The organism is Cypionkella sp., assembly GCF_036782355.1.
GTDB lineage: Bacteria > Pseudomonadota > Alphaproteobacteria > Rhodobacterales > Rhodobacteraceae > Cypionkella.
The window spans coordinates 24,981-50,724 of the sequence record NZ_DAIPZF010000001.1; the positions used below are offsets into that span (position 1 = coordinate 24,981).

Sequence of the window (25,744 nt, forward strand, 5' to 3'; positions counted from 1 at the left end):
AAAATGGTCACCACCTCTGTCGGCGATATGACAAGCGCCTTCGCGTTTCGCGCAAAAAACCTCAGTCTTAAAACTGAGATGCAACGCCTGTCGACCGAGCTGACAACGGGGCAAACAATTGATATCGCGAAAAAGTTTTCTGGAAATTTAAGTCTTGTTTCAGGCATCGATACCTCGCTTGCGCGGATAAAAGGCTATACGGCCCAAACCCAAGAAGCAGGGTTGTTTACCACCACGATGCAGGCGGGGCTGCAAACAATTGACAGTTTGGCGCTGCAATTGCGCCAATCGCTGATGACGGTTTCTGCGGGCTCTGGAACGGCACAGCTTTCTGGTGTCGGGGGGGAGGCGCAGCAAATCTTTCAGTCAACCATCGCCGCCTTGAATGTGGCCGTCGGCGGGCGATCGCTCTTTGGTGGCGTGGAAACTGCAATCGTACCCGTGACGGGGTCGCAAAGCATTCTCACCGCGCTTGATGCGGCAACGGCGGGGGCAACTTCGGTGCAAGATGTGATCGCTGCGGTTTCAAATTGGTTTCAGGACCCCGCAGGTTTTGCGACGCAAGCCTACAACGGGGGTGCGCCGCTAGAGCCTGTGACGATTGCTCCGGGCGAAACCGCAAATCTTGATATCACCGCAAAAGATCCTGCCATCACCGAAACGCTAACCGGCATCGCGCTTGCGGCCTTGTTGGGCCGCGGCCTGTTTTCCGCTCAACCAGACTTGCGCAGATCATTGGCCGAAGCGGCGGGGACGCATCTGTTACAAAGCCAGAGCCATCGGCTTGAACTCTCTGCCCGTCTGGGCGTCACCGAATCGCAAATTTCTGCCGCAGAAACCCGCAATTCTTCCGAGGAAAGCGCGCTTCAGATCGCACGCAATGACCTGACATCGGTAGACCCCTATAGCACCGCAACCAAACTGCAAGAAACCCAGACACAGCTGGAAACCATTTACGCCCTTACGGCCCGCATGTCGCACCTTAGTCTGTTGGATTACCTATGATACGGGCTTTTTTCTTTGCGATTTTGATCGCCTGCCTGCCAACTTTCCTGTTCGCGGGTCCAATTCGCATTAAGGATTTGGTCGAATTTGACGGGGTGCGTGCGAATGATTTGGTCGGCTATGGCTTGGTTGTCGGCTTGAATGGCAGTGGCGATGGACTGCGAAATGCGCCTTTTACCGAAGAAATCATGTCCAATCTGCTAGAACGGCTGGGCGTCAATGTCTCGGGCGAGTCGTTTCAGCCTAAAAACGTCGCCGCGGTTTTTGTAACAGCCACTTTGCCGCCTTTTGCGCGTGCGGGTGGCCAGATTGACGTCACCGTTTCTGCGATTGGGGATGCCAAAAGCCTGCTTGGTGGCACTTTGATCATGACGCCTTTGAATGGGGCCGACGGGAAGATTTATGCTGTTGCCCAAGGTGCGATCATTGCCGGCGGAGTCTCGGCTGATGGGCAGACCGCAAAAGTGGTTCAAGGTGTTCCAACGGCGGGCATGATCCCCTCTGGTGCGCGCGTCGAGCGTGAGGTGGAATTTGATTTCACCCAGTTGCAATCGATGCGTCTTGCCCTGCGTGAGCCTGATTTCACCACCGCCGCGCGCATTGAGACGGTGATCAATAAGGCCACCGGGCGAAAATCGGCGGAAATGTTGGATGCGGGCACTGTGCTTTTGCAAACAAATGGGCGCTCGCCAGCACATTTGATCAGCCAGTTGGAAAATTTAACGATCGAGCCGGAATCGAAAGCGCGAGTTGTGGTTGATCAGAGATCCGGCACCATAGTGATGGGCGAAGATGTCAGAATCAGCCGCGTCGCCGTCGCGCAGGGCAATTTGACGCTTCGGATCGACGATACGCCGGTGGTGGTGCAACCAAACCCGTTTTCGCAGGGCCAGACCATCGTGGTGCCGCAATCATCAGTTGGCATCCAGAACGCGCCGGGCACGGGGCTGGCCGAAGTTCAGGGCGGCACCAATCTTTCCGAAGTGGTCGCCGGGCTGAACGCCTTGGGCGTCGCCCCGCATGACATGATCGACATTCTGAAAAGCATTAACGCCGCAGGTGCCTTACATGCCGAATTTGTGGTGAACTAGCCCCTAGCGATCAATCGGCAAGCCTGAAGGGACGCTGTCTGGAATGCCCATGCGACCGCCAGCCACCGCCAATGGGTCTTCAAGTGCCTTCAGAAAGGCCATGATGCTGTTAAACTCCGGTTCTGAAAGGCTGATTGCCGGAGCCTTGATCGCGTTGGCAATCGCCGCATAGTTCGACGCTTCCTCGCCTGGTGCCAAATCGGGTTTGCCGACCTCCATCGCGGGAAGAATCGCGTGACTTAGGTCATAATCTGCCAAGCCAGATCCAGGAGCCATGTGATGCCGCAGATAATCGCTAAGGTCGCGGTAGCTGCCGGCATGGCCATAGGGTGCTGTCAGCGTGACATTGCGCAAAGACGGCGTGCGGAAAGCATAGGCGTCAGCGGGGTTGTTCGAGACTCGCATTCGGCCAGTATCGCGCTGGTGACGCTCAAAGCGCTCGGCTTTGCCCGGCCCAATCTGTGGGTCGCCCATTGCGTGGTATGTCATATCGGTCAGCAAGGCGCCTGAATGACAATTGCCACAGCCCGCTTTGCCGTAAAACAACACCCGCCCTGCTTCAGCTTGATCGCTCAGAGCCGCTTCACCGCGCAGAAAGGCGTCATAAGGTGAACCGTCAGAGCGGAAATCAAAGGTCATATAGGCCGCTACGGCATTCGAAATATCGGTGAAATGTATAGGCCTGCCTGCGCTGATTTCTGGATAAACAGACTTAAAATCAGCGGCATAGGCTGGAATGGCTGCGATGCGTCTGGCAATGGCTTCCCAAGCCCCATCGGGGCCAGTGATGCGGCCCTGCCGCACCAATGTCGAAATTTCATTTTCCTCGTAATGGCCTGCCATTTCATCGCTCGACAGCACTGGAAACATGGTCTGCGCCGACAATAAAGAGGCAAATCCCGTGACCATTTCATCTTCCAAGGGCGTGCGGAACCCGCCTGCACGGCTGCTATCCGCCTCGATTCGGCCATCAGCGAACAAAACGGTAAAGCCATGCGCGCCAACATTCCACAGCGCTGGTGCATTCCGCGGTATGCGTTGCTCGGGATAGTTCTTGGGGTCGGCTTTGCGATCCGGCCCCAGGCCAATCCCGCCCTCGCCAATATCCAGCGAAACCCCATCCGAGGTGCCGAAACGGGGGTGGTGGCAAGTGGCGCAGGAGATGCCGCGATTGCCCGACAGCTCGCGATCCCAGAACAGGGCTTGGCCCAAGGCGATTTCTGCCGTCGAGAACTGCGGGAAATCGGCATCGCTGAGCGGCGAAATCGCCGGAGCCTCGGCCAAGGCCATCGTCGCCGTTAAAACCAGCAGCGGGGTAACGAATCTCAGGCGCATAACTTAGGGTTCCTCTGCCAAAAGAAGGGTAGGGCGCGCGTCGCGGCTGACACGCAATATAAGGTTTGTGGCTGTCCGAGCCCAATCGGAGGTCTGACCATCGGGCCAGATCACCCGCAGTTCAACCTGCTCTGCTGCGCCAAGCCCAAAGTGCAAGGGGCTGGCCTCGCCCGAGGCATGCCCCCCGCCAACCGTATGTTCTTGCGTCTGAATTCGGCCATCGGGCAGGCGCAATTCGACAAAAGCCCCAATCGCGCGGCTGTTTGGGCCCGCGTCGCGCAGATCAATCGCCAGCCAATGGCCTGCCTCTGCCGTGGTGTTTTGCCAGATTTCCAAGGGCGCGCGGCGGTTGACGACCAACAGATCCAGCAGCCCATCTTTGTTCAAATCCACCACAGCCGCCCCGCGCGAGCGTTCCGTCGTGCCCACCCCCGTCACGCCGCCTTTTTCCACAAAACTGCCGTCAGCTTGCTGGATCAGCAGATTGTTCGGATCGTGAATGGCATTCGAGGGCATCTGTTCGACATTGCCTTTGGCGATGAACAGATCGTCACGCCCATCATTGTTGATATCGCCAAACTCGGCGTGCCAACCTGTCGAGGCGCGGCCATCATCGCCGTTATAGGGCACGCTGGAATAGGTGCCGGTGGCATAGGGCGCGTTTTTCATCACGCCTTTACCCATATTCAGCTGCAAGGTTTGGTCACCCATCGAGGTTAACACCACCTCGGGAAGCCCATCGCCGGTGATATCTCGGCTGGCAATGCCCATGCCCCAAAGTTTCATCACCGGCCAGCCCTCGGCTTCGGTATATTCGGCCAGCGGGGTCATGTGCCACATCTGTTCGCGCCCGTTGCGAACGTAATATTGCCGGTCATTCGACACCCGCAGATCGGGCACCCCATTGCGCTGCCAATCAGAAAACAGCATCGAAAGCGCGCAGAACCCAGGTTCAAGCGGGATGCGCGGGCCAAAGCTGCGGGCCGCGGGGCGCAGAAGATAGTTCTTGTCGCAGGCCTCAAACGGACCGTCTGGGTTGGTTTCATCGACATAATTGCCAAAGGCCAGCGTCGGCCAGCTTTGCCCCGCCTCGAAAGTTGCACTGAAAGAGGTCGTCCATTCGCTGCCGGCCTGAAAACCCCAAGCCGTTGGTGCAGCAGTGAAATTACACTGACCTTCGCCGCGCAGCAGGGTGTTTGGCCCGTCTTGCAGCACCACCAGATCCAAAATGTCATCACCGTCGATGTCGATCGGATAGGCGCCGGTCACCTCGGACAATGACGCGATGGGATGCTCGGCAAAGCTGATATCACCGCTTTTTTCCGAGGTGTTCACAAACAGCCGCGATGGCGCGGCACCACCTGCGGCAAAGAAATCTGGCAGGCCGTCGTCGTTGCAATCCAACACTGCGACACCGCCGCCGACGTAGTGATTCCATTCGCCCTCGTAGCTTTGCCGCAGTGGCAGCGCCTGGGAGCGATCGGTAAAGGAGACTTCGGCTGCGGCAGGTAGGGCTGCCCCCGACAGGGTCGCGAAAGTCACGATCCATGCGAGACGCTTGATTTTAATCAACGGCAAAGGCTGTCTCCGGCTAAGGTACCTGCGGCCAAACTGGCCTGTTTGCAAGTGATAGCAAGGCTTTGCCGGTTGCGTCCACTGTCTGTTTTGTTTTGGCCTATTTCGTTTTCGCGATAAGCTGGCCCAGCAGGCCCCAAAAAAAGTCCTGCCCCGGATAGCCTTCGATCCGCCCGACCTCGGTTTTGTTGTTCAAAAGCACAAAGGTTGGCGTGAAAATCGGGGTCGAGCGTAGGTTAAGCCCAGCAGGCAGCGGCGCGTGGATGTCGATTTTTTGTAGCGGCGCCGATTCGCCCTCGGTGGTTTTGGGGTAAATAGGCCCAATCTCGCGGGTCCATTGCGCGCAATAGCTGCACCCAGGCTGTTCAAACATCAGCAATTGCAGTTGAGCCCGCCCAAGGTTTGGCCAGACGAGCAAGAGCGTCAAGGTGATAAGGCGAAACAGATTCATTGACGGCTCTCAAAATATATAGAAAGATTGTAATATATACAGATTTTTAGGCAAGCGTTTTTACCAGCTGCCAAACCTGCGGAGTCCCTATGTTCGAGATGTCTTATGGCGGCGCTGCGATTGCGGGTCTGCTGTCGTTTTTGTCGCCCTGCATTCTGCCTATGGTGCCGTTTTATCTATCTTATATGGCAGGTCTGTCGATGCAAGAGCTGCGCGCGCAGGGCGGAATCGCAGCGGGCGCACAGCGGCGGCTGATCTTTTCGGCGATTGCGTTTTCGCTGGGAGTCACCACGATTTTCATGCTGCTGGGCGTTGGGGCAACGGCGCTTGGGCAGGCGTTTTTGCAGTGGAAACAGCCGTTGTCCTATGTGGCGGCGACGGTTTTGCTGGTCTTTGGTCTGCACTTTCTGGGCGTGATCAAAGTGGCGTTTTTGTACCGCGAAGCGCGGCTGGATGCGGGGACGCAGCCTTCGGGGATTGTGGGGTCCTATGTCATGGGGCTGGCCTTTGGCTTTGGCTGGACGCCCTGCGTCGGTCCGGCTTTGGCGGCGATTCTGATGGTGGCCAGTGGCATGGGCGATCTGTGGCGCGGCGCGAGCCTGCTGCTGGTCTACGGGCTTGCGATGACGCTGCCCTTTGTGATTGCTGCGTTTTTTGCCCAACCCTTCTTGGGCTGGGTCGGGCGCAATCGCAAATATCTTGGCTATGTGGAAAAGATCATGGGCGCGATGTTGATCGTTTTTGCCCTGCTGATCGCGACAAATTCGGTCAGCTATCTGGCTGATTTTATGATCCGTCACTTTGATTTCAGCGGCACGCTGCAATAATTTCGGGAGGTTTTGATGAAACGCTTGGTTCTTTTTTTGGCGCTGATCTTGGGGTTTGGCCTGCCTGCGGGCGCGGTCACGCTTGGCGACGATGGCCTGCACAAGACGGAATGGCAGCACGAAACTTTCAAGGATCTGCGCGAAGATCTGGCCGAGGCGACGGCGCAGGGCAAGCGGCTTTTGATCATGATTGAACAGCGCGGCTGCATCTATTGCACCAAAATGCAGGAAGAGGTTTTTCCCGATCCGGCCATTGATGCGATGCTGAAAAATGACTATTTTGTCATTCAGATCAATCTGTTCGGCGATGTCGATGTGACGGATTTTGACGGCACAGTTCTGGCGGAAAAAGACATGGCGGTGCGCTGGGGGGTGATGTTTACCCCGACGCTGATCTTTTTGCCCGAAGAGGTGCCAGCCGATAAAACTGCGACACAGGCAGCGGTTGTTTCGATGCCCGGGGCCTTTGGCAAAGGCACCACCCGCGCGCTGCTGCAATGGGTCAAAGATCACGGCTATGATGGGTCCGAGCCGTTTCAAAAATACCTTGCAGGCCAGATCAACGCTGGAAATTGAAAAAGAATATTCAAAGATACAAATATACTTATTGCTACAAGTGACCTCCTTGTCTTATCGTAAAGTCAGGAGAGACCAGGGAGGACAATAATGCAAAGCAAAGTCATGCTCGGCTTGGTGCTGGCCGCGTTTGCGGCGCTACCCGCCGCAGCCCAGACGGCTCCAGCCGACGTTAGCTATGCCGAAGGCGCAATCGAGGCGAGCCTGACCGGCACCGCCGGCGATGCCGCTTCCGGTGCAAAAATCATGGGCAGCCGTGCGATGGGCAACTGCGTCGCCTGTCACGTTGTGACCGCACTGCCCGAGGCTGCCTTCCAAGGCAACATCGGCCCAGCCTTGGATGGGGCGGCCGACCGTTGGTCGCAAGCCCAGCTGCGCGGCATCGTTGCCAATGCGAAAATGACCTTTGAAGGCACGGTGATGCCTGCCTTCTACAAGACCACCGGCTATGTCCGCCCCGGCGATGCCTATACCGGCAAAGCCCCGACTGCGGATTTGCCACCGATTTTGGACGGCCAGCAGATCGAAGACGTCGTCGCCTATCTGATGACGCTGAAAGACTGAGGCAGGCGCCACAATGAACGAGGAGAAAACCATGAAACTTTCAAGACGTGATGCCCTCGCGTTGGGCTTTGGCGGGATCGCGGCAAGCTTGCTGCCGATGCCGCTTTGGGCCGAAGCGACTGACGAGGCCATCGCTGCCTTTACCGGCGGGGCCGCGATTGGCACCGCTGGCGTGACCCTGACCGCGCCCGAAATCGCTGAAAACGGCAATACCGTTCCGGTTTCGGTCAGCGCTCCGGGCGCCACTGCGATCATGCTGTTGGCCACGGGCAACCCCACTCCGGCGGTTGCGACCTTTAACTTTGGTCCTGCGGCCGGTTCGCAAAACGCTGCCACCCGCATTCGTTTGGCCAAGACGCAAAAGGTTGTCGCCATCGCCAAACTGGCTGACGGCAGCTTTGCACAGGCCGAATCCACCGTAAAAGTGACCATCGGCGGCTGCGGCGGCTGATCGGGTCTGGCAAGGAGAGAGTTATGAACGACGTCAAACCCCGCGTGAAAGTTCCGAAATCGGCAGCTGTCGGTGAAGTGGTCACGCTGAAAACCTTGATCAGCCACCCGATGGAATCCGGCCAGCGCAAGGACGGCGAAGGCAAGCTGATCCCGCGTGAGATCATCAACCGCTTCACCTGCGATTTTAACGGCGCAAACGTGATCGACATCGCGATTGATCCAGCGGTTTCGACCAACCCCTATTTCGAATTCGACGTCAAAGTCGATGCCGCAGGGGAATTCGTCTTCACTTGGTATGATGATGACGGATCGGTCTACGAGGACAAGAAATCTATCGAAGTCGCCTAAGGCGGATATGCGGACTGACCCATCGCCACACAGGCGGCGGGTCTTCAAAAGGGAGGAATAACAATGCGTCTGCGTCTAGGCAGAACTTTAATCGCCGCCGCCGCAATGACCGTTTCGGTCGGCACCGTGGCCTATTGCGACGCCGTTGAAGGCGTCGATCTGGTTGTAAACGACGAAATCACCCTCGTGACGCGCACCGCTCCGGCGGCTTCGCTTGACGGGGCCTTGCCCGAGGTTCTGTCGGGCTGGCTGTTCCGCGAAGGCGAGACACGCACCATGCAGATGGACGATTTCTCGAACCCTGCCTTGGTCTTTGTCGATCAGGGCATGGATATGTGGAACACGGTCGATGGCACCGAAGGCAAATCTTGTGCCTCTTGTCACGAAGACATTGCCAGCCTGAAAGCCACCCGCGCCACCATGCCAAAGATGAATCCTGCTGGGGATGATCTTTGGTCGATGGAGAACTTCGTGAACAACTGCCGCACCACCCATATGGGCGCGGAAGAGTGGAAATGGAGCGGCAACGACATGAAAAACATGACCGCCGCTATTTCGATGGCCGGTCGTGGCGAGCTGGTGCATCCGGCAATCGACGGGGCGGCGGCAGACTGGTGGCAGAAGGGCAAAGACCTTTACTACACGCGTTTTGGCCAGCTCGAGCTGTCTTGTGCCTCTTGCCACGAGCAGAACTACGGCAAAATGATCCGCGCTGACCACCTTAGCCAAGGCCAGTTGAGCGGCTTTCCGGTTTACCGTCTGAAAGATGCCGGTTTGGTGGGGATTCAGCAGCGTTTCAAAGGCTGTGTGCGCGATACCCGTGCGGAAACCTTCAAAGAAGGCTCTGCCGAATTCCGCGCGCTAGAGCTTTACGTCGCCTCGCGTGGCGACGGGCTTTCGGTTGAAGGTGTGGGCGTTCGCCCCTGATTGATCTTTGGCGCGGGGCAAGCCTCGCGCCAAACCCTCGGCTGCGGCCGACACATCCGCGCCGACCTTGCGCGCGAGATGCCAGACGGTTTGATATGGAGAAGACCAATGATTTCGCGCCGCGAGTTTTTGCAGGCCTCTGTTGCCGCATCTGCGATCTGGGGTGCCTCTGGCATCGGCAACTGGTCGCGCCTTGCGGCGCAACAGGCGCTGACCCAAGATCAGCTGTTGCAGTTTGATGATTTTGGCAATGTGACGCTGATCCATATCACCGATATTCACGCGCAGCTAAAGCCGATCTGGTTTCGCGAACCTGAAATCAACATCGGTGTTGGCGATGCCCACGGCAAACCGCCGCATGTGACCGGCGCCGATTTTATTAAGATGTTCAATCTGACCAAAGGCTCGCCCGAAGCCTATGCACTGACCCATGACGACTTTACCGCTCTGGGCAAAACCTATGGCAAGATGGGCGGCATGGACCGCGTGGCGACCGTGGTGAAATCTATCCGCGCCGCGCGGCCTGACAGCATTTTGCTGGATGGGGGCGACACTTGGCATGGCTCGATGACCTCGCTTTTGACCAAGGGTCAGGACATGGTCAATGTGATGAACAAACTGGGCGTCGAGGCGATGACCAGCCATTGGGAATGGACCTATGGCACCGAGCGCGTCAAAGAGATCGTCGATGCACTGCCCTTCCCGTTCTTGGGCGCGAATATCTTTGATTCTGAATGGGATGAACCCGCGTTTGAACCCTATAAGATCTTTGAAAAGGGTGGCGTTAAGGTTGGCGTGATCGGTCAGGCCTTCCCCTATATGCCGATTGCCAACCCGAAGTGGATGTTTCCTGAATATTCGTTCGGTATTCGCCAAGAGCGGATGCAAGAGATGGTCGACGAGCTGCGCGCCAAGGGTGTCGATCTGGTGGTCTGCCTGTCGCACAACGGCTTTGACGTCGACCAAAAGATGGCAGCCCAAGTGCAGGGCATTGATGTGATCCTGACCGGCCACACCCATGACGCGATTCCTGAACCTGTTTTGGTGGGGCAAACCATTCTGATCGCCTCGGGGTCGAACGGCAAATTTGTCAGCCGCGTCGATCTGGATGTGCGCGATGGCCGCATGATGGGCTTTCGCCACAAGCTGATCCCGATTTTTGCCGATGTGATCACACCGGATGCCGAGATGGCGGCGCTGATTGATGGCGAACGCGAACCCTTCAAGGCGCAGCTGGAAGAAGAGATTGGCACCACCGAAAGCCTGCTCTATCGCCGCGGCAACTTTAACGGCACGTGGGATGATCTGATCTGTGACGCGGTGCGCTCGGAACGCGATGCGCAGATCGCCATGTCGCCCGGCGTGCGCTGGGGGCCTTCGGTGATGCCGGGAGAAGCGATCACGCGTGAGGCGATTCACAACGCCACATCAATGACTTATGGTCAGGTCTACCGCACCGAGATGACCGGCGAGACCATCAACACCATTCTGGAAGATGTCGCCGACAACCTGTTCAACACCGACCCCTATTACCAGCAGGGTGGCGATATGGTGCGGGTTGGGGGGCTTGGCTATCATATTGATGTCTCAAAACCTATTGGCAAGCGGATCAGCAATATGACCCTGCTGGCCACCGGCGAAGGCATTGATGCCAGCAAATCCTATACGGTCGCAGGCTGGGCCAGCGTCAACGAAGGCACCGAAGGCCCGCAAATCTGGGACGTTCTGGAAAGCCATATCCGCAAAATCGGCACGGTGAAAATCACGCCAAATACCTCGGTTGTGGTGACGGGCGCGTAAGCCCGCACCCACAGGAAAAGTCCCGTGAAGGAGAAAGACCCCATGACGGAAAAACCAACTGACACCGCAGACTTCGGCACCACGCGCCGTGGGTTTTTGCGGGCAAGCGTTGCGGGTTCGGCGCTGGCGGTGACCGGCGGCGCCGGCATGGCGCAGACGCCTGACCCGCTGATCACCACAGTGCAGCCTTGGGCGCAAAGCTTTGGCGATGGCGTCGATGCCACGCCCTATGGCCTGCCGATCCGCTTTGAAACCGACGTTGTTCGGCGCAACGTGCCTTGGCTGACGGCGGATGTGACCTCGTCGATCAACTTTACCCCGATCCATGCGCTGGATGGCACCATCACGCCGCAGGGCTGCGGGTTTGAGCGCCACCACTCTGGCGCGATCGAGCTGTCGAAGGATGATTATCGGCTTATGATCAATGGCTTGGTCGATACGCCGCTTGTGTTCACCTATGCCGATCTGGAACGCTTTCCGCGCGAAAGCCGGGTGCATTTTCTGGAATGTGCCGCCAATACCGGCATGGAATGGGCCGGCGCGCAGCTGAACGGCTCGCAGTTTACCCATGGCATGATCCATAACATGGAATATACCGGCATCCCGCTGCGGCTGTTGCTGGAAGAGGCGGGCGTGCAGCCCGAGGGCAAGTGGATCTTGGTCGAAGGTGCCGACGCCTCGTCGAACGGCCGCTCGATTCCGATGGAAAAGGCGCTGGACGATTGCCTTGTTGCCTTCAAAGCCAATGGCGAGGCTCTGCGCAAAGAGCATGGCTATCCGGTGCGCTTGGTGGTGCCCGGCTGGGAAGGCAATATGTGGGTCAAATGGCTGCGCCGCATCGAAGTCGGTGATCAGCCTTGGGAAACCCGCGAAGAAACCTCGAAATACACCGACACCATGGCCGATGGTTCGGCGCGCAAATGGACATGGGTGATGGATGCGAAATCCGTGGTCACCTCGCCCAGCCCGCAAATGCCGATCAAACATGGCACTGGGCCGCTTGTGATCACAGGTTTGGCTTGGTCGGGTCGCGGGTCTATCACGCGGGTCGATGTGACGGTGGACGGCGGCAAAACCTGGCATGAGGCACGGCTTGCGCCGCAGGCCAGCGACAAGGCACTGCATCGGTTCTATTTCGATCATGTCTGGGACGGGTCGGAAATGCTGCTGCAATCGCGCGCCACCGACAGCACCGGCTATGTGCAGCCGACAAAGGCCGCGCTGCGTGCCATTCGCGGCCTGAATTCGGTCTATCACAACAATTGCATTCAGACTTGGTGGGTCAAGTCGAACGGGGAGGCCGAGAATGTCGAAATTTCCTGAACTTCTATTAGGTTTGACGCTGGCCACTGCTTTGACCGCCCCCGCCTTTGCGGAAAAGATCGGTCTGGGCCGCGCCGCTTTGCCCGAGGAAATCGCCGCATGGAACCATGATGTGCGCCCCGATGGCCAAGGCTTGCCCGAAGGCTCGGGCGATGTGACCACCGGCGAGGATCTGTTTTCCGAGCGTTGCGCGGTTTGCCACGGCGAATTTGCCGAGGGCGTCGACAACTGGCCAAAGCTGGCCGGTGGTCAGGGCACTTTGGCCGATACCGACCCTTTGAAAACCGTAGGCTCCTATTGGCCCTATCTGTCGACCACCTTTGACTATGTGCATCGCTCGATGCCCTACGGCAATGCGCAGACGCTAGAGCCGAACGATGTCTATGCGATTCTGGCCTATATCTTGTATTCCAACGATCTGGTGGATGAAGATTTTGTGCTGTCGAAGGAAAACTTTGGCGAGGTCAAAATGCCCAACGCCGAGGGCTTCTTTGTCGACAATCGTGACACAGTGGAGCTGGCCGAGTTTTCAAAACCGGCTTGCATGGAAAACTGCAAGGATAAGGTCGAAATCACCGCCTATGCTTCGGTGCTGGATGTGACGCCGGACGAGGGCGCGGCCAAGGCCGAAGCGGTGGCCGAACCCGTTGCCGCCGAACCAGCCGCCCCTGAACCTGTCGCCATTGATCCTGCGATGATCGAGGCGGGGGCCAAGGTGTTCAAGAAATGCGCCGCCTGCCACAAAGTCGGTGATGGCGCCAAAAACGGCGCGGGTCCGATGCTGAACGGAGTTGTTGGCCATAAGGCGGGCAGCGTCGAGGGCTTTAAGTATTCGCCAGCGATGTTGGCCGCAGGCGACGCCGGGCTGATCTGGGATGAGGCCAGCCTTGACGCTTATCTGGCTGATCCGAAGGCGGCTGTTCCAAAGAACAAGATGTCTTTTGCCGGTCTGAAAAAGCCAGAGGATCGCGCGGCGCTGATCGCCTATCTTTCCAGCTTTTCTCAATGATTTCAGCCTTGGGCGGCCGCGCGCCGCCCAAGGGTTTCGATAGGATGCAAAACCAATGCCGCTTGACCGCCGCCATGTTCTAAAGGCTGCATTGACGGGGGCCGCTTGGCTGTCCGCGCCGATGTTGCAGGCCAAGGCTGGGCTGCATGTGGTGGTGATCGGTGGTGGTGTTGGTGGGGCCACCATGGCGCGGCTGTTGGCGAAAGCGGGGCTGCGGGTCAGCTTGGTCGAGCCGCATCCGGCCTATCACACCTGCTTTTTGTCCAACCTTTATCTTGGCGGTCTGCGCGATTTTGACAGCCTGACCTTTGGCTATCAGGCGCTGGCAGGCGCGGGTGTACAGATTTTGCAGACAACGGCCACAGCGGTTGATCGCTTGGCTAAGACGGTCACGCTTGGGTCGGGCGAGGTGCTGGCCTACGACAGATTGGTGCTGTCAACCGGCATCGATTTTGTCGAGGGCGCGCTGCCGGGGTGGACACCAGAGGCGGCGCAGATCATGCCGCATGCGTTCAAATCCCCCGACCAAACCCGCCTGCTGCGCGATCAGATCGACGCGATGCCACAGGGCGGGGTCTTTGCGATGATTGCGCCGCCTGCGCCCTATCGCTGCCCGCCGTCGCCTTATGAGCGGGTCTCGATGCTGGCGCATCGGTTGAAACAGACCAATCCGACCGCGAAAATCCTGATCTTTGATCCCAAGGATCATTTCACCAAACAGACCCTGTTCGAGAATGCTTGGGGCAAATATTACAATGGCATGATCAGCTGGATCGGCCCCGACTTTGGCGCGGAAGATCTGGAAATCCGCCCCGAAGCGATGGAGGTCGTGATCGACGGCGAAACCGTGGCCGTCGATGTCTGCAACGCCATTCCCGCCCAGCAGGCGGGCCGGATTGCAGCGCTTGCTGGCGTGACTGATGCCAGCGGCTGGGCCCCCGTTGATGCCTTTACCCTGCAAAGCCGGATAGATCCGCAGGTCTATGTCTTGGGCGACAGTGCCGCTGCGGGCGATATGCCAAAATCCGCCTTTGCTGCGCATGGTCATGCCTATGCCGCCGCTGCCGCCCTGCTTGCCGAAGCGGCAGGCGTTGCGCGCACGGACCCAAGCTATGCCAACATTTGCTGGTCGCTTTTGGCCCCCAATGACGCAGTGAAACTAAGCGAAAGCTTTCATCCGACGCCGGAAAAGTTCCAATCTGATAGTCTGATCATCAGCGCCCCTGATGAAAGCCCGCAGACCCGCAGTGAGACCGCAGCCGAGGGTCTAAGCTGGTACGAGCAGATCACCACTGACATATTTGGCTAGGCCGCAACGGGCCTGACTGCGGCACTTGCCACAATTATGCCTTAATCTGTGTCTTATTGGCCAAGATTTTTAGCTTAGTGGCGCTTATCGAGCCAAATTGTGTCTAATTTTAGTAAGAATTTATAGACAACGCCCCCTCGAGCTGGCTCTATACTAAAGATAAGAGTTCGATACCAATGGATGTCGAACCGCAAAAAAAGAGCAGTCAGGCCGCAAAGGCCAAATCAGGTGTGTTTTTCAGGTTGAAAAGGCAGCTTTGGGCTTTGCCCTGCTTGTCTTGCCTTGCGCGTCACTGCGCAAACAAGCTGTTGGCACAAGCGGGGCGAAATGGCGACGTTTAACGGCACAAACAACAGCGATACCATTACCGGCTCTTCGGCGGGTGACCAGATCTTTGCCGGTGCCGGCGATGATATGGTCTATGGCGGCCGGGGTGATGATCTTATCAACTATGGCGCTGGCAACGATACGGTCTATGCCGGTTCTGGCAACGACACCATCGATGACGCCGGCGGGGCTCCGATTTTACCGGGCCAAAACCTTGTCTATGGCGGCTCGGGCAATGATCTGGTCTGGGATGGCTCGGGCAATGATACCTATTTCGGTGGTTCGGGCGATGATTCGCTTTGGGGCGAAAATGGTGGCGACGATCAGTATTTTGGTGACTCGGGCAGCGACAGCCTATTTGGAGGCGTTGGCTGGGATCTGCTTGACGGCGGCACCGGCGATGACACGCTTGATGGCGGCACGGGCGATGACACGCTTTTGGGCGGCGATGGCTTTGACAGACTTTTTGGCGGTGCTGGCAATGATGTGCTGGACGGCGGGAGTAATGACGACACGATTTATGGCGGCGATGGCAATGACGTCATTCTGGCCAATTTCGGCGTCAACGAAGGCTATTACGGTGGCGCGGGCGACGACACCTATCAGATTGCAGGCTCTGCGGTAGATGCCTATTCCTATAATTTGAATCTGGAAACCGGCCAGGATCAATACGGCAGGGTGCTTTCCAGCATTGAAACCGTGCTTGGCGGCAGCGGCACCGATACGATCACAGGCCGCAACGACACCTCTGAATTGCTGGATGGCGGCGCGGGCAATGACATTATCAGTGGCAATGGTGGCAATGACACCCTTTTGGGCGGCCTTGGCGAAGATTCTGTTTACGGCGGCGACGGCAACGATCTGCTTTATGGCGGTGCCAACAATGACCTTATTGTCTACGGCACGGGCAATGACACCGTTTACGCGGGTGACGGCGATGATACCATTGATGATGTCGGAGGGATTGCGAATAACACCGGCAGCAATCTGATCTATGCCGGCTCCGGCAACGACTTCGTCTGGGATGGCGCAGGCAACGACAGCACCTATGGTGGCGCCGGCGCGGATACGATCATTGGTGACAACGCTGGCGATGATTTTGTCGATGGCGGTCAGGGCGCAGATTATATCACAGGCGGTGCGGGCAATGACACGCTGGACGGCGGCACCTTCGATGGTGAGGCCGATACGATTTTCGGTGACGGTGGCAATGACGTCTTGTTCGGTGGCACCGGCGGGTCGGATTTGCTTTATGGCGGGGCAGATAATGACACGCTGAATGGCGGCCTTGGCGCAGACGTGTTGTTCGGCGACGCCGGCGATGACGTGCTTTATGGCGATATGCAGTTTGGTGGAGTGTCTGGCGCGGGGGCGGATACGCTTTATGGCGGCGATGGAAATGACTCGCTTTTCGCCAATCCAAACGCCAATGCGCAAGGTGCTTTCCTTTACGGCGGCGCAGGCAACGACTTAATCAGTGGCAGCGGCCAAGCCGATTACATTGAAGCGGGGGATGGCAAGGATGTCATCATAGCCGGCGCTGGTGATGACATTGTCTTGGGCGGCGCGGGGGATGACAGTCTTGCGGGCGGGGCCGGCAATGATCTGATCTATGGTGATACAGGCGGTTCGGCTCTGATCGGCAACCGCATCACCAATGGCGATTTTAGTGCCGGCCTGACGGGTTGGACCATTGGCAACCCAACGGGCGGCGCAGCGCCGATGGAATACGGCGATGGCCGCGCCTCGTTCAACAACAACGATGAGGCCGCCTACGGCGATTCGATCCGGCAAAGCTTTCAGGTCAATGCGGGCCAACAGCAGACGCTAAGCCTCGATCTGCTGGAAAACGGCTGGGGCGTTGGCAAACACACTTTCAAGATCGAAGTTCTGGACGCATACGGCACGGTTATCGGCACAACAACCGAAACCGTGAACAATGCATCGGTGCTGCCTGTCAGCCTGACCTTCACCTCTGCCACGACAAACAACACCTTGGTGATCACCAATACCACTGCGACCGCCACTGTTGCGACCGATGGTCAGGTTGACAATGTGGTCATTCAGTCCTCGGGGCTGCTTAACTCGGGTTTTTCGGGCAACGGCAACGATAGCATTCAGGGCGGTGATGGCGCCGATACAATTTATGGTGGCGCGGGTAATGACACCATTTCCGGTGATGCCGGCAATGATCTGATCTATGGGGATGTCGGAGACCCTGTCTTGACAGGCAACCGCATCACCAATGGCGATTTTAGTGCCGGCCTGACGGGTTGGACCATTGGCAACCCAACGGGCGGCGCAGCGCCGATGGAATACGGCGATGGCCGCGCCTCGTTCAACAACAACGATGAGGCCGCCTACGGCGATTCGATCCGGCAAAGCTTTCAGGTCAATGCGGGCCAACAGCAGACGCTAAGCCTCGATCTGCTGGAAAACGGCTGGGGCGTTGGCAAACACACTTTCAAGATCGAAGTTCTGGACGCATACGGCACGGTTATCGGCACAACAACCGAAACCGTGAACAATGCATCGGTGCTGCCTGTCAGCCTGACCTTCACCTCTGCCACGACAAACAACACCTTGGTGATCACCAATACCACTGCGACCGCCACTGTTGCGACCGATGGTCAGGTTGACAATGTGGTCATTCAATCCTCGGGTCCATTGCCTGCGAATTTTGTGCCCAGCGGAGATGATAGCCTTCAGGGTGGCGACGGGTCTGACGCCCTGTTTGGCGGCGCTGGAAATGATACGCTGGACGGCGGTGCAGGAGCCGATACGCTGACAGGGGGCGCGGGGGCGGATGTTTTTGTCGCCCAGGGCGCCGATACGATCACCGATTTTACCGCCGGTGATTTTGTCGATCTTTCGCAGTTTTACAACGCCACCACTTTGGCGGCGCGGAATGCGGCTAATCCGGCCAATACCTATAGCACTGCCCTAACGTGGCTGCGCGCAGATCAGGCCGATGGAATTTTACAATCGGCCGGTGGCTTACAAATCCTGAATGGCGGCGTGGCGGTGGATGCCACTTTGCTGACGGTGCAAGACACCGCTGTGTGTTTTGTCAAAGGCACGCGGATCACCACTGCCAAAGGCAAGCGCCCTATCGAAATGCTCAAGCGCGGTGATTTGGTTGAAACCGCTGACCATGGCTTGCAGCCGATCCGCTGGATCGGCTCGATGACTGTCGCGGCGCGGACAGATTTGGCGCCGATCTTGATCGAAGCCGGAACCCTAAGCAATCACCGCGATCTGCTGGTGTCGCCCTTGCACCGGATGGTGGTGCGCGGTTGGCAGGTTGAGCTGCTGTTTGGCGAAGAGGAGGTGTTGGTTCCCGCCAAGATGCTGGTCGATGGCGGGGCGATCCGCGCCGTGCCGATGGCCCAGGTCACCTATTTTCACATCATGTTCGACTCACATCAGATCGTCTATGCAGAAGGCACGCCCAGCGAAAGCTTTTATCCCGGCGAGGAAGGCTTTGCCGCGCTGAGTTCGGCCTCGCGGGCGCAAATCTTTGCGACCTTTCCTAATTTGCTGCGCGATGGTCTGGCCAGCTATGGTGCCTCGGCGCGGCGTAGTTTGCGCGCCCATGAGGCGAAGTTGTTGCAGATCTCTGACGGGCCGTATGTCTGGCGCGAACCGATGCGACTGGCGGGTTAAGCGCCAGAGGCCACGCGCGGTCAGCCTGTGACACTCAATCCTGGCTTGGGCGTCACAGGCAAAGGCATCAGGCGCGCACCAGCTTTTCGTAATCGGCGGAGATTTGCTGCGTCAGGGCGCCAACTTCAAAATTGTAATCCCCGATCTGACCAACCGGCGTCACCTCGGCTGCGGTTCCCGTCAGCCAGCATTGCTGGAAATCTTCCAATTCAGCGGGCATGATAACACGCTCGTGAACTGTGATGCCCTTTTCGCGCAGCATACCAATCACGGTCTGGCGGGTGATGCCGTTCAAGAAAGCGTCGGGCTTGGGGGTATGCACTTCGCCGTCTTTGACAAAGAAGATATTCGCGCCTGTCGCCTCGGCAACATAGCCGCGATAGTCAAACATCATCGCATCCGAACAGCCCTTGGCCTCGGCTGCATGTTTCGACATCGTGCAGATCATGTAAAGTCCGGCGGCCTTGGCAGCATGCGGAATGGTTTCGGGCGAAGGCCGTTTCCACTTGGCGATGTCAAGCTTGGCGCCTTTCATCTTGGCGTCGCCGTAATAGTTGCCCCAAGACCAAACCGCGACCGCCATGCGGATCGGGTTGCGCTTGGCGGCAACGCCCATGTCTTCGCCCGCACCGCGCCACGCGAGTGCCCGCACATAGCCGTCGGTCAGGTTGTTGGCCTTGAGCGTTGCCTCTTTTGCGGCTTCGATTTCGGCCACCGAATAGGGCAGCGGCATGTCCAAAAGCTCGCCCGATTTGCGCAGGCGTTCGGAATGCTCGACCGATTTAAAGATCTTGCCGCCATAGCAGCGCTCGCCCTCGAAAACCGAAGAGGCGTAATGCATGGCATGGGTCAGGATATGCACCTGAGCCGAGCGCCATTCCACCAATTTGCCATCCATCCAGATGAACCCGTCGCGATCGTCATAGCCAGCCATGTTCGACTCCAATTTGCATAAGTTGCGCGCAATAGGTCCGAAACGGGCATAAAGTTGCGCGAAATCGTGATTTGGCTAAACCTTATGACTTGGAATGTCAACAAGACTGACGTAAATTCGCTGCAAAGGGAGGCACCGATGGCCGAGACACCTGCCGGCGGCGAAAGCCTGCTGTTTCTAACCGATGAGAATATCCGCAAGGGTGTCGAGGCGATGTTTTTCGCCTATCGCGGCTTTACCGCTGACCCTGACCGCATTCTGGAAGGCATGGCATATGGCCGTGCGCATCATCGCGCGGTGCATTTCATCCACCGCTCGCCCGGCACCACGGTTGGCAATCTGCTCGCGATATTGGGGGTGACCAAGCAATCGCTGAACCGCGTGCTGCGCAGCCTGTTTGACGATGGTCTGGTCGAGGCGCGGGTGGGTAAAAAAGACAAGCGCGAACGGCATCTTTACCTGACCGAAAAGGGTGCAGCCTTGGAACGCAAGTTGTCTGACGCGCAGCGCGCGCGGATGCGTGCGGCTTACCGTGCCGCTGGCCCTGCTGCCGTGCAGGGATTTCGCACCGTGCTCGAGGCGATGATGGATCCCGAGCAACGCCGCCAATATCTGACGCTGAAGGAGGGTACAGCATGAGCGATCTTGCAGCGCATCTTTTGGTGGTAGACGACGACGAACGCATTCGCGGACTGTTGCAAAAGTTCCTGATCCGCAATGGTTTTCTGGTTTCGGTCGCCCGTGATGCGGTTCAGGCGCGCAGGCTTTTGGCGGGGCTGGAATTTGATATGCTGGTGCTAGATGTGATGATGCCGGGCGAAGATGGCATCACCCTGACCCGCGATTTGCGCCGCAGGCTTTCGGTGCCGATCTTGCTGCTGACCGCCAAGGGCGAAACCTCGAACCGTATCGAGGGGCTAGAGGCGGGGGCGGATGACTATCTTGTAAAGCCCTTCGAGCCCAAAGAGCTTTTGCTGCGGATCAACGCCATTTTGCGCCGGATGCCTGCACAAACCGCCAACGGTGCGGTGCCAAAGGTGCTGCATCTGGGCCAAGTGCGCTATGACATTGATCGTGGCGAGCTGTGGCAGGGCAACGAGCTGGTGCGGCTGACCTCGACCGAAGCGGGTCTGATGCGGGTCTTTGCTGCGCAGCCCGGAGTGGCGCTGTCACGCGACCGGCTGGTTGGCGATCTGCCGCGCGAAGAGGGCGGCGGCCAAGAACGCGCGGTTGATGTGCAAATCACCCGTCTGCGTCGGAAGATTGAGGCCGACCCCAAACAGCCGCGCTATCTGCAAACCGTGCGCGGCGAAGGCTATATGCTGCAACCCGATTAAGGCGCTGCAAGGCTTTGGCTGACGCGATAGGCTTGACGGAAAGCGATGTGGGCTTGCATGCTTTGGTGCATGGCCATGACCCACAGGGCCGCAGCAAACAAAGGCCGATCATGACAACCCTGTGTTTTCGCCATGGCGCCTTTGCAGGGCATGTCACCCCCGCGGGCCATCCTGAACAGGTGGCGCGTCTGGCGGCGGTGGATGCGGGTTTGGCAGGTCTGGATTTACGGTTCGAAGACGCCCCACTTGCCGCCGATGCCGAAGTGCTGCGCTGCCATCCGCAAGCCTATCTCGACCGCCTGCGCGCGGCAGCCCCCGCCAGTGGTTTTGCGCAGGTTGATGGCGATACCTATCTGTCTGCCGGATCGCTTGATGCCGCCTTTCGGGCGGTGGGTGGCGCTTGTGCGGCGGTGGATGCGGTGGTTGCAGGCACAGCGCGCAACGCCTTTGTTGCCGCCCGCCCGCCGGGGCATCACGCGGAAACCGAAACCGCGATGGGCTTTTGTCTGTTTGGCACCGTCGCCATTGCCGCCAAGCGCGCGCTGGATCATCACGGGCTGTCGCGGCTGGCGATTGTTGATTTCGATGTGCATCACGGCAATGGCAGCCAAGATCTTTTGTGGCATGAACCCCGCGCGCTGTTTTGTTCCAGCCATCAGATGCCGCTTTACCCAGGGTCCGGCAGCCCGCGTGAGGTCGGCGCGCATGGGCAAATCGTCAATCTGCCGCTGCGCGACGGCAGCGGGGGCGGGTCGATGCGCGCAGGCTATGAGGCGGTGATCTTTCCCCGCATCGCCGCCTTTCGCCCTGAATTGATCCTTGTCAGTGCCGGTTTTGACGCCCATGCCGATGACCCGCTGGCGGGGCTGGAATGGCAGGCGGAAGATTTCGCTTGGCTGACGCACCGCATTTGCGATTTGGCCGATACCTTCTGTCACGGGCGGGTGGTATCCTGTTTAGAGGGCGGCTATGATCTGCCTGCGCTGACGGCTTCGGTCGCAGCCCATGTTGGTGTTTTACAGGAGCGCAGCCGATGACCGACAAGCCCGCCGTCGCGAAAGCCGTGGCAGAGATGAGTTTTGAAGAGGCGATGGCCGCTTTGGAAACCGTGGTCACCCAGTTGGAGCGTGGCGAAGTGGCGCTCGAACAAAGCATCGCGCTTTATGAACGCGGGGCTGCGCTGAAAGCCCATTGCGCCGACAAATTGAAAAACGCCGAAGAAAAAGTCGAGCTGATCCGGGCCGCCGAAGGCCGCGCTGTCAGCGCCACCGCGGTGGAGGGGATGTGAGCTTTCCGGCCCGTCTTGCTGCCGATGCCGCCCTGATCCAAGCGCGGCTTGATACGGCCTTTGCCGCCAAACCTGATCAAGCCGTGATCCATGCGATGGCCTATGCCTCGGCGGGCGGCAAACGGCTGCGCGGCTTTCTGGTGCTGGAATCGGCGCGAATGTTGGGGGTCGAGGCACCTTGCGCCCTTCCCGCCGCCGCCGCTGTCGAAGCGATGCACGCCTATTCGCTGGTGCATGACGATCTGCCGGCGCTGGATAACGACGATCTGCGTCGTGGTCTGCCGACGCTGCACCGCAAATGGGATGAGGCCACGGCGATCCTTGCAGGCGATGCGCTGCAAACCCTTGCCTTCGAGCTGCTGACCGACCCCGCCCTTGGCGCAGCCGAGGTGCGCATCGCCTTGGTCGCGGGTCTTGCGCGTGCCGCAGGGGCCGATGGCATGGTCTACGGTCAAGCGCTTGATATCGCCGCCGAAACCGCCGCTGATCCTTTGACGCTTGCGCAGATTACAGCACTTCAGGCGGGCAAAACCGGCGCGCTGATCCAGTTTTCTGCCGAAGCAGGCGCCGTGATCGCAGGGGCTGATCCCGCCCCGCTGCGCGCCTATGCCGATGCGCTGGGCCTTGCCTTTCAGATCGCAGACGACATTCTGGATGTCACCGGCGATGCCACCAAAGCCGGAAAGCGGCTGCAAAAAGATGCCCAAGCCGGCAAGGCCACCTTTGTGTCTTTGCTGGGGCTTGAAGCGGCCCGTGCGCGCGCCACTTCCCTTGTGGCCGAGGCCTGCGACAGCCTTGCGCCCTATGGCGCGCCTGCCCGAAACCTGATCGACTGTGCCCGTTTCGTGATCGCGCGGGAAAGCTGAGGAAATATGCCGAACCGTCCCGTGACCCCCACGCTTGACCGCGTGAACCTGCCCGCCGATATGAAGGGCTTTTCGGACCGCGAGCTGCGGCTTTTGGCCGATGATCTGCGGGCGGAAACCATCTCGGCGGTCTCTGTCACCGGCGGGCATCTGGGCGCTGGGCTGGGCGTGGTCGAACTGACGGTTGCGCTGCATGCGGTGTTCAACACTCCGCGCGATAAAATCATCTGGGATGTCGGGCATCAATGCTATCCGCATAAAATCCTGACCGGTCGCCGCGAGCGGATCCGCACGCTGCGCACCGAAGGCGGGCTCTCGGGCTTTACCAAACGCAGCGAATCTGCCTTTGACCCCTTTGGCGCGGCGCATAGCTCGACCTCGATTTCCGCAGCACTGGGCTTTACGATGGCCGCCCATCTGGGCGGTGATCCGGGCGATGCGGTGGCGGTGATCGGCGACGGGTCGATGTCGGCTGGCATGGCCTTCGAGGCGATGAACAACGCGGGCCATCTGAAAAAGCGCATGTTCGTGATCCTGAACGACAACGAGATGTCGATTGCGCCGCCTGTGGGGGCTTTGTCGGCCTATCTTAGCCGCATCTATGCGGGCGAGCCGTTTCATGATCTGAAATCGGCGGCCAAGGGCATGGTGTCTTTGCTGCCCGAACCCTTTCAAGAAGGTGCGCGCCGCGCCAAGGAAATGCTTAAGGGCATGGCGGTGGGCGGCACTCTGTTCGAGGAACTGGGGTTTTCCTATATCGGGCCGATTGATGGCCACGACCTTGATCAACTGCTGCCGGTGCTGCGCACAGCCCATGCCCGCGCCACCGGGCCGACCTTGATCCATGTGCTGACCAAAAAGGGCAAGGGCTATGCCCCCGCCGAGGCCGCGCGCGATAAGGGCCACGCAACAGGCAAGTTTGATGTGCTGACGGGGGTGCAGGTCAAGGCCGCCTCGAACGCGCCCAGCTATACCAAAACCTTTGCCCAAGCTCTGATCGCCGAGGCAGAGGCCGACGATAAAATCGTTGCCATCACCGCTGCCATGCCCGATGGCACCGGGCTTGATCTGTTCGGCGCGCGCTTTCCAAAACGCACCTTTGACGTCGGCATTGCCGAACAGCACGCGGTGACCTTTTCGGCAGGCTTGGCGGCAGGCGGGATGAAGCCGTTTTGCACGATCTATTCGACGTTTTTGCAGCGCGGCTATGATCAGGTGGTGCATGACGTCGCCATTCAGCGCTTGCCGGTGCGCTTTGCCATCGACCGCGCGGGGCTGGTGGGGGCCGATGGTGCCACCCATGCGGGCAGCTTTGATGTGGCGTTTTTGGCCAATCTGCCCGGCATGGTGGTGATGGCCGCCGCCGATGAGGCCGAGCTGATGCATATGGTCGCCACCGCCGCCGCGCATAACGATGGGCCGATCGCCTTTCGCTATCCGCGCGGCGAAGGCACCGGCGTCGAAATGCCTGCGCGCGGCACTCCGCTGGAAATCGGCAAGGGGCGGATCATCCAGCAGGGCGCAAAGGTTGCGCTGTTGTCGTTTGGCACCCGCCTGTCCGAGGTGCAAAAGGCCGCCGAATCTCTTGCGGCCCAAGGCATTACCCCGACGATTGCCGATGCCCGTTTCGCCAAACCGCTGGACCGCGAGATGATCTTGACGCTTGCCCGCGACCATGCGGCGCTGATCACCATCGAGGAAGGCGCTGTCGGCGGCTTTGGCAGCCATGTCGCGCAGCTTTTGGCCGATGAGGGCGTGTTTGACCGCGGCCTTAAGTTCCGCTCGATGGTGCTGCCCGACATCTTTATTGATCAGGCCAGCCCCGAGGCGATGTATCAGGTCGCAGGCATGGACGCCGCCCAGATCGAGGCGAAAGTGCGCGCGCTGATCCTAGAATAGGTCGTGCCAAACCGTGCCATCATGGCAGCGCAGCTTATTGCTGGTGCTGTCATAGTAAATGTCGCCCGCCGCAGGACTTGCAGGCGCCGCTGAAGGTTCAAGCCGCAGCACGCTTGCAATATGCACCGCGCGGGCAGGGGCATAGGTGCCAAAGCCCGCGTGCCCTGTCGCCTTGTCGATCACCAGCGCAGCCAACCAATCGCTGCCATTGGCGCTGACCTTGATTGCGAAATCATCGCTGCCGCTCAGCCCCATTTCGGCGCGCCCTGCCCAGCCGCTTTGATAAAGCAGGCTTGCGGTGTCGCTAGCGCTCGCCTTGTTGATCTTGATCTGATGGCCCGCGCCGTCATGGGTGAACAGGCTGGCGTCACTGGCCACCACCAAACGATTGGTGGTATCGGCGCTGGCATTGATGCCAAAGCTGGCCGGCGTGCCAAGGCTTGCGGGCACGGCCAGCCACTGCGCGCCGTCACAATAGACCAAGGCCGCTGTCGTCAGATCCCAAGCCCGCCAGCCTGATTGTGGTGCCACGAACTGCCAAGCGGGGTCTGCCCAAACCGCCAGCTTGCCCGCCTGTCCGGCCCAATCGCCGACAGGGGCTGCGCCCAAAGCCCAAACTTGCCCGTCAGCGGGCAGCGCGGGCGGGGTCACAGCATTTGCGTCTTGCAGCACCAATTGCACCACCGCATCCAACTGCCGCAGCGCCTCGTTATGGGTGACGTGTTTTTGTGCCTGTGAGGGCGCGATATAGGGCAGGGCAAGGCGAGGGGTTTGATCCATTTTGGCGCTCCGGCATGGGCTGTTTGGATCGAAAGCATCGCGGCGGGGCGTCAA

General features: G+C 58.9%; 24 protein-coding genes. 19 read left to right on the forward strand and 5 right to left on the reverse strand.

The window, feature by feature from the left end:
- Positions 1-3: 3 nt before the first annotated feature.
- Positions 4-1,005 (forward strand): flagellin, encoded by a 1,002-nt coding sequence (locus tag V7Q10_RS00115; protein WP_333866993.1) that lies wholly within the window; start codon positions 4-6, stop codon positions 1,003-1,005.
- Positions 1,002-2,096 (forward strand): flagellar basal body P-ring protein FlgI, encoded by a 1,095-nt coding sequence (locus tag V7Q10_RS00120; protein ID WP_333866994.1) that lies wholly within the window; start codon positions 1,002-1,004, stop codon positions 2,094-2,096. Before V7Q10_RS00115 ends, V7Q10_RS00120 begins: the two co-directional genes overlap by 4 nt.
- Before the next feature lie 3 nt (positions 2,097-2,099).
- On the opposite strand, the gene V7Q10_RS00125 is transcribed toward V7Q10_RS00120, so the two are convergent.
- The 3 genes from V7Q10_RS00125 to V7Q10_RS00135 form a co-directional block, all read right to left on the reverse strand.
- A complete protein-coding gene (locus V7Q10_RS00125; RefSeq protein WP_333866995.1) occupies positions 2,100-3,431 on the reverse strand; it encodes a cytochrome-c peroxidase in 1,332 nt (443 codons plus the stop codon).
- Between the two features lie 3 nt (positions 3,432-3,434).
- Positions 3,435-4,973, reverse strand: coding sequence for a CRTAC1 family protein (locus tag V7Q10_RS00130; RefSeq protein WP_333866996.1), 1,539 nt, complete (start codon positions 4,971-4,973; stop codon positions 3,435-3,437).
- 133 nt (positions 4,974-5,106) lie between these two features.
- A complete protein-coding gene (locus tag V7Q10_RS00135) occupies positions 5,107-5,457 on the reverse strand; it encodes a thioredoxin family protein (RefSeq protein ID WP_333866997.1) in 351 nt (116 codons plus the stop codon).
- Between the two features lie 89 nt (positions 5,458-5,546).
- Between V7Q10_RS00135 and V7Q10_RS00140 the strand changes: the two genes are divergently transcribed.
- The 11 genes from V7Q10_RS00140 (at position 5,547) to V7Q10_RS00190 (ending at position 18,586) form a co-directional block, all read left to right on the forward strand.
- Positions 5,547-6,284 (forward strand): cytochrome c biogenesis CcdA family protein, encoded by a 738-nt coding sequence (locus tag V7Q10_RS00140; RefSeq protein WP_333866998.1) that lies wholly within the window; start codon positions 5,547-5,549, stop codon positions 6,282-6,284.
- Between the two features lie 15 nt (positions 6,285-6,299).
- Complete coding sequence (locus tag V7Q10_RS00145; RefSeq protein WP_333866999.1) at positions 6,300-6,860, forward strand: thioredoxin family protein; 561 nt, start codon at positions 6,300-6,302, stop codon at positions 6,858-6,860.
- Positions 6,861-6,950: 90 nt separating this feature from the next.
- Positions 6,951-7,424 (forward strand): sulfur oxidation c-type cytochrome SoxX, encoded by a 474-nt coding sequence (soxX, locus tag V7Q10_RS00150; protein ID WP_333867000.1) that lies wholly within the window; start codon positions 6,951-6,953, stop codon positions 7,422-7,424.
- 31 nt (positions 7,425-7,455) lie between these two features.
- The gene (gene soxY, locus V7Q10_RS00155; RefSeq protein WP_333867001.1) at positions 7,456-7,875 is read left to right on the forward strand and encodes a thiosulfate oxidation carrier protein SoxY; all 420 of its coding nucleotides are present in this window, start codon (positions 7,456-7,458) and stop codon (positions 7,873-7,875) included.
- A gap of 23 nt (positions 7,876-7,898) precedes the next feature.
- Positions 7,899-8,225 carry a thiosulfate oxidation carrier complex protein SoxZ gene (gene soxZ, locus V7Q10_RS00160; RefSeq protein WP_333867002.1) on the forward strand — a complete coding sequence of 109 codons (327 nt, stop codon included), beginning with the start codon at positions 7,899-7,901 and terminating at the stop codon, positions 8,223-8,225.
- Positions 8,226-8,288: 63 nt separating this feature from the next.
- A complete protein-coding gene (gene soxA, locus V7Q10_RS00165) occupies positions 8,289-9,152 on the forward strand; it encodes a sulfur oxidation c-type cytochrome SoxA (protein WP_333867003.1) in 864 nt (287 codons plus the stop codon).
- A gap of 108 nt (positions 9,153-9,260) precedes the next feature.
- Positions 9,261-10,952 (forward strand): thiosulfohydrolase SoxB, encoded by a 1,692-nt coding sequence (soxB, locus tag V7Q10_RS00170; RefSeq protein ID WP_333867004.1) that lies wholly within the window; start codon positions 9,261-9,263, stop codon positions 10,950-10,952.
- A gap of 42 nt (positions 10,953-10,994) precedes the next feature.
- A complete protein-coding gene (soxC, locus tag V7Q10_RS00175) occupies positions 10,995-12,275 on the forward strand; it encodes a sulfite dehydrogenase (protein ID WP_333867005.1) in 1,281 nt (426 codons plus the stop codon).
- Positions 12,259-13,284 carry a c-type cytochrome gene (locus V7Q10_RS00180; protein ID WP_333867006.1) on the forward strand — a complete coding sequence of 342 codons (1,026 nt, stop codon included), beginning with the start codon at positions 12,259-12,261 and terminating at the stop codon, positions 13,282-13,284. Before soxC ends, V7Q10_RS00180 begins: the two co-directional genes overlap by 17 nt.
- Before the next feature lie 55 nt (positions 13,285-13,339).
- The gene (locus tag V7Q10_RS00185; protein WP_333867007.1) at positions 13,340-14,593 is read left to right on the forward strand and encodes an NAD(P)/FAD-dependent oxidoreductase; all 1,254 of its coding nucleotides are present in this window, start codon (positions 13,340-13,342) and stop codon (positions 14,591-14,593) included.
- A gap of 327 nt (positions 14,594-14,920) precedes the next feature.
- Positions 14,921-18,586 carry a Hint domain-containing protein gene (locus V7Q10_RS00190; RefSeq protein WP_333867008.1) on the forward strand — a complete coding sequence of 1,222 codons (3,666 nt, stop codon included), beginning with the start codon at positions 14,921-14,923 and terminating at the stop codon, positions 18,584-18,586.
- 67 nt (positions 18,587-18,653) lie between these two features.
- Here the strand turns inward: V7Q10_RS00190 and V7Q10_RS00195 are convergent, their stop codons facing one another.
- Complete coding sequence (locus tag V7Q10_RS00195) at positions 18,654-19,520, reverse strand: branched-chain amino acid aminotransferase (RefSeq protein ID WP_333867009.1); 867 nt, start codon at positions 19,518-19,520, stop codon at positions 18,654-18,656.
- 138 nt (positions 19,521-19,658) lie between these two features.
- On the opposite strand from V7Q10_RS00195, the gene V7Q10_RS00200 reads away from it, so the two are divergent.
- The 6 genes from V7Q10_RS00200 (at position 19,659) to dxs (ending at position 24,910) form a co-directional block, all read left to right on the forward strand.
- Positions 19,659-20,159, forward strand: coding sequence for a MarR family winged helix-turn-helix transcriptional regulator (locus V7Q10_RS00200; protein WP_333867010.1), 501 nt, complete (start codon positions 19,659-19,661; stop codon positions 20,157-20,159).
- Positions 20,156-20,857 (forward strand): response regulator, encoded by a 702-nt coding sequence (locus tag V7Q10_RS00205; RefSeq protein ID WP_333867011.1) that lies wholly within the window; start codon positions 20,156-20,158, stop codon positions 20,855-20,857. Before V7Q10_RS00200 ends, V7Q10_RS00205 begins: the two co-directional genes overlap by 4 nt.
- 110 nt (positions 20,858-20,967) lie before the next feature.
- Positions 20,968-21,894, forward strand: coding sequence for a histone deacetylase family protein (locus V7Q10_RS00210; RefSeq protein WP_333867163.1), 927 nt, complete (start codon positions 20,968-20,970; stop codon positions 21,892-21,894).
- Entirely contained in the window at positions 21,891-22,145 is a 255-nt protein-coding gene (locus V7Q10_RS00215; RefSeq protein ID WP_333867012.1) for an exodeoxyribonuclease VII small subunit, read from the forward strand. The genes V7Q10_RS00210 and V7Q10_RS00215 overlap by 4 nt, the downstream gene beginning before the upstream one ends.
- Positions 22,142-23,011, forward strand: coding sequence for a polyprenyl synthetase family protein (locus tag V7Q10_RS00220; RefSeq protein ID WP_333867013.1), 870 nt, complete (start codon positions 22,142-22,144; stop codon positions 23,009-23,011). The genes V7Q10_RS00215 and V7Q10_RS00220 overlap by 4 nt, the downstream gene beginning before the upstream one ends.
- 6 nt (positions 23,012-23,017) lie before the next feature.
- Positions 23,018-24,910: a 1-deoxy-D-xylulose-5-phosphate synthase gene (gene dxs / locus V7Q10_RS00225; protein WP_333867014.1), complete on the forward strand. Its 1,893-nt coding sequence runs from the start codon at positions 23,018-23,020 to the stop codon at positions 24,908-24,910.
- On the opposite strand, the gene V7Q10_RS00230 is transcribed toward dxs, so the two are convergent.
- Complete coding sequence (locus tag V7Q10_RS00230; protein WP_333867015.1) at positions 24,902-25,690, reverse strand: DUF2793 domain-containing protein; 789 nt, start codon at positions 25,688-25,690, stop codon at positions 24,902-24,904. The genes dxs and V7Q10_RS00230 overlap by 9 nt on opposite strands.
- Positions 25,691-25,744: the final 54 nt, after the last annotated feature.

Bases quoted from the DNA above. Each gene is read 5' to 3' on its own strand.
- V7Q10_RS00115 (WP_333866993.1), top strand. From the start codon at position 4: ATGGTCACCACCTCTGTCGGCGATATGACAAGCGCCTTCGCGTTTCGC.
- V7Q10_RS00120 (WP_333866994.1), top strand. From the start codon at position 1,002: ATGATACGGGCTTTTTTCTTTGCGATTTTGATCGCCTGCCTGCCAACT.
- V7Q10_RS00125 (WP_333866995.1), bottom strand. From the start codon at position 3,431: ATGCGCCTGAGATTCGTTACCCCGCTGCTGGTTTTAACGGCGACGATG.
- V7Q10_RS00135 (WP_333866997.1), bottom strand. From the start codon at position 5,457: ATGAATCTGTTTCGCCTTATCACCTTGACGCTCTTGCTCGTCTGGCCA.
- V7Q10_RS00140 (WP_333866998.1), top strand. From the start codon at position 5,547: ATGTTCGAGATGTCTTATGGCGGCGCTGCGATTGCGGGTCTGCTGTCG.
- V7Q10_RS00145 (WP_333866999.1), top strand. From the start codon at position 6,300: ATGAAACGCTTGGTTCTTTTTTTGGCGCTGATCTTGGGGTTTGGCCTG.
- soxX (WP_333867000.1), top strand. From the start codon at position 6,951: ATGCAAAGCAAAGTCATGCTCGGCTTGGTGCTGGCCGCGTTTGCGGCG.
- soxY (WP_333867001.1), top strand. From the start codon at position 7,456: ATGAAACTTTCAAGACGTGATGCCCTCGCGTTGGGCTTTGGCGGGATC.
- soxZ (WP_333867002.1), top strand. From the start codon at position 7,899: ATGAACGACGTCAAACCCCGCGTGAAAGTTCCGAAATCGGCAGCTGTC.
- soxA (WP_333867003.1), top strand. From the start codon at position 8,289: ATGCGTCTGCGTCTAGGCAGAACTTTAATCGCCGCCGCCGCAATGACC.
- soxB (WP_333867004.1), top strand. From the start codon at position 9,261: ATGATTTCGCGCCGCGAGTTTTTGCAGGCCTCTGTTGCCGCATCTGCG.
- soxC (WP_333867005.1), top strand. From the start codon at position 10,995: ATGACGGAAAAACCAACTGACACCGCAGACTTCGGCACCACGCGCCGT.
- V7Q10_RS00180 (WP_333867006.1), top strand. From the start codon at position 12,259: ATGTCGAAATTTCCTGAACTTCTATTAGGTTTGACGCTGGCCACTGCT.
- V7Q10_RS00185 (WP_333867007.1), top strand. From the start codon at position 13,340: ATGCCGCTTGACCGCCGCCATGTTCTAAAGGCTGCATTGACGGGGGCC.
- V7Q10_RS00190 (WP_333867008.1), top strand. From the start codon at position 14,921: ATGGCGACGTTTAACGGCACAAACAACAGCGATACCATTACCGGCTCT.
- V7Q10_RS00195 (WP_333867009.1), bottom strand. From the start codon at position 19,520: ATGGCTGGCTATGACGATCGCGACGGGTTCATCTGGATGGATGGCAAA.
- V7Q10_RS00200 (WP_333867010.1), top strand. From the start codon at position 19,659: ATGGCCGAGACACCTGCCGGCGGCGAAAGCCTGCTGTTTCTAACCGAT.
- V7Q10_RS00205 (WP_333867011.1), top strand. From the start codon at position 20,156: ATGAGCGATCTTGCAGCGCATCTTTTGGTGGTAGACGACGACGAACGC.
- V7Q10_RS00210 (WP_333867163.1), top strand. From the start codon at position 20,968: ATGACAACCCTGTGTTTTCGCCATGGCGCCTTTGCAGGGCATGTCACC.
- V7Q10_RS00215 (WP_333867012.1), top strand. From the start codon at position 21,891: ATGACCGACAAGCCCGCCGTCGCGAAAGCCGTGGCAGAGATGAGTTTT.
- dxs (WP_333867014.1), top strand. From the start codon at position 23,018: ATGCCGAACCGTCCCGTGACCCCCACGCTTGACCGCGTGAACCTGCCC.
- V7Q10_RS00230 (WP_333867015.1), bottom strand. From the start codon at position 25,690: ATGGATCAAACCCCTCGCCTTGCCCTGCCCTATATCGCGCCCTCACAG.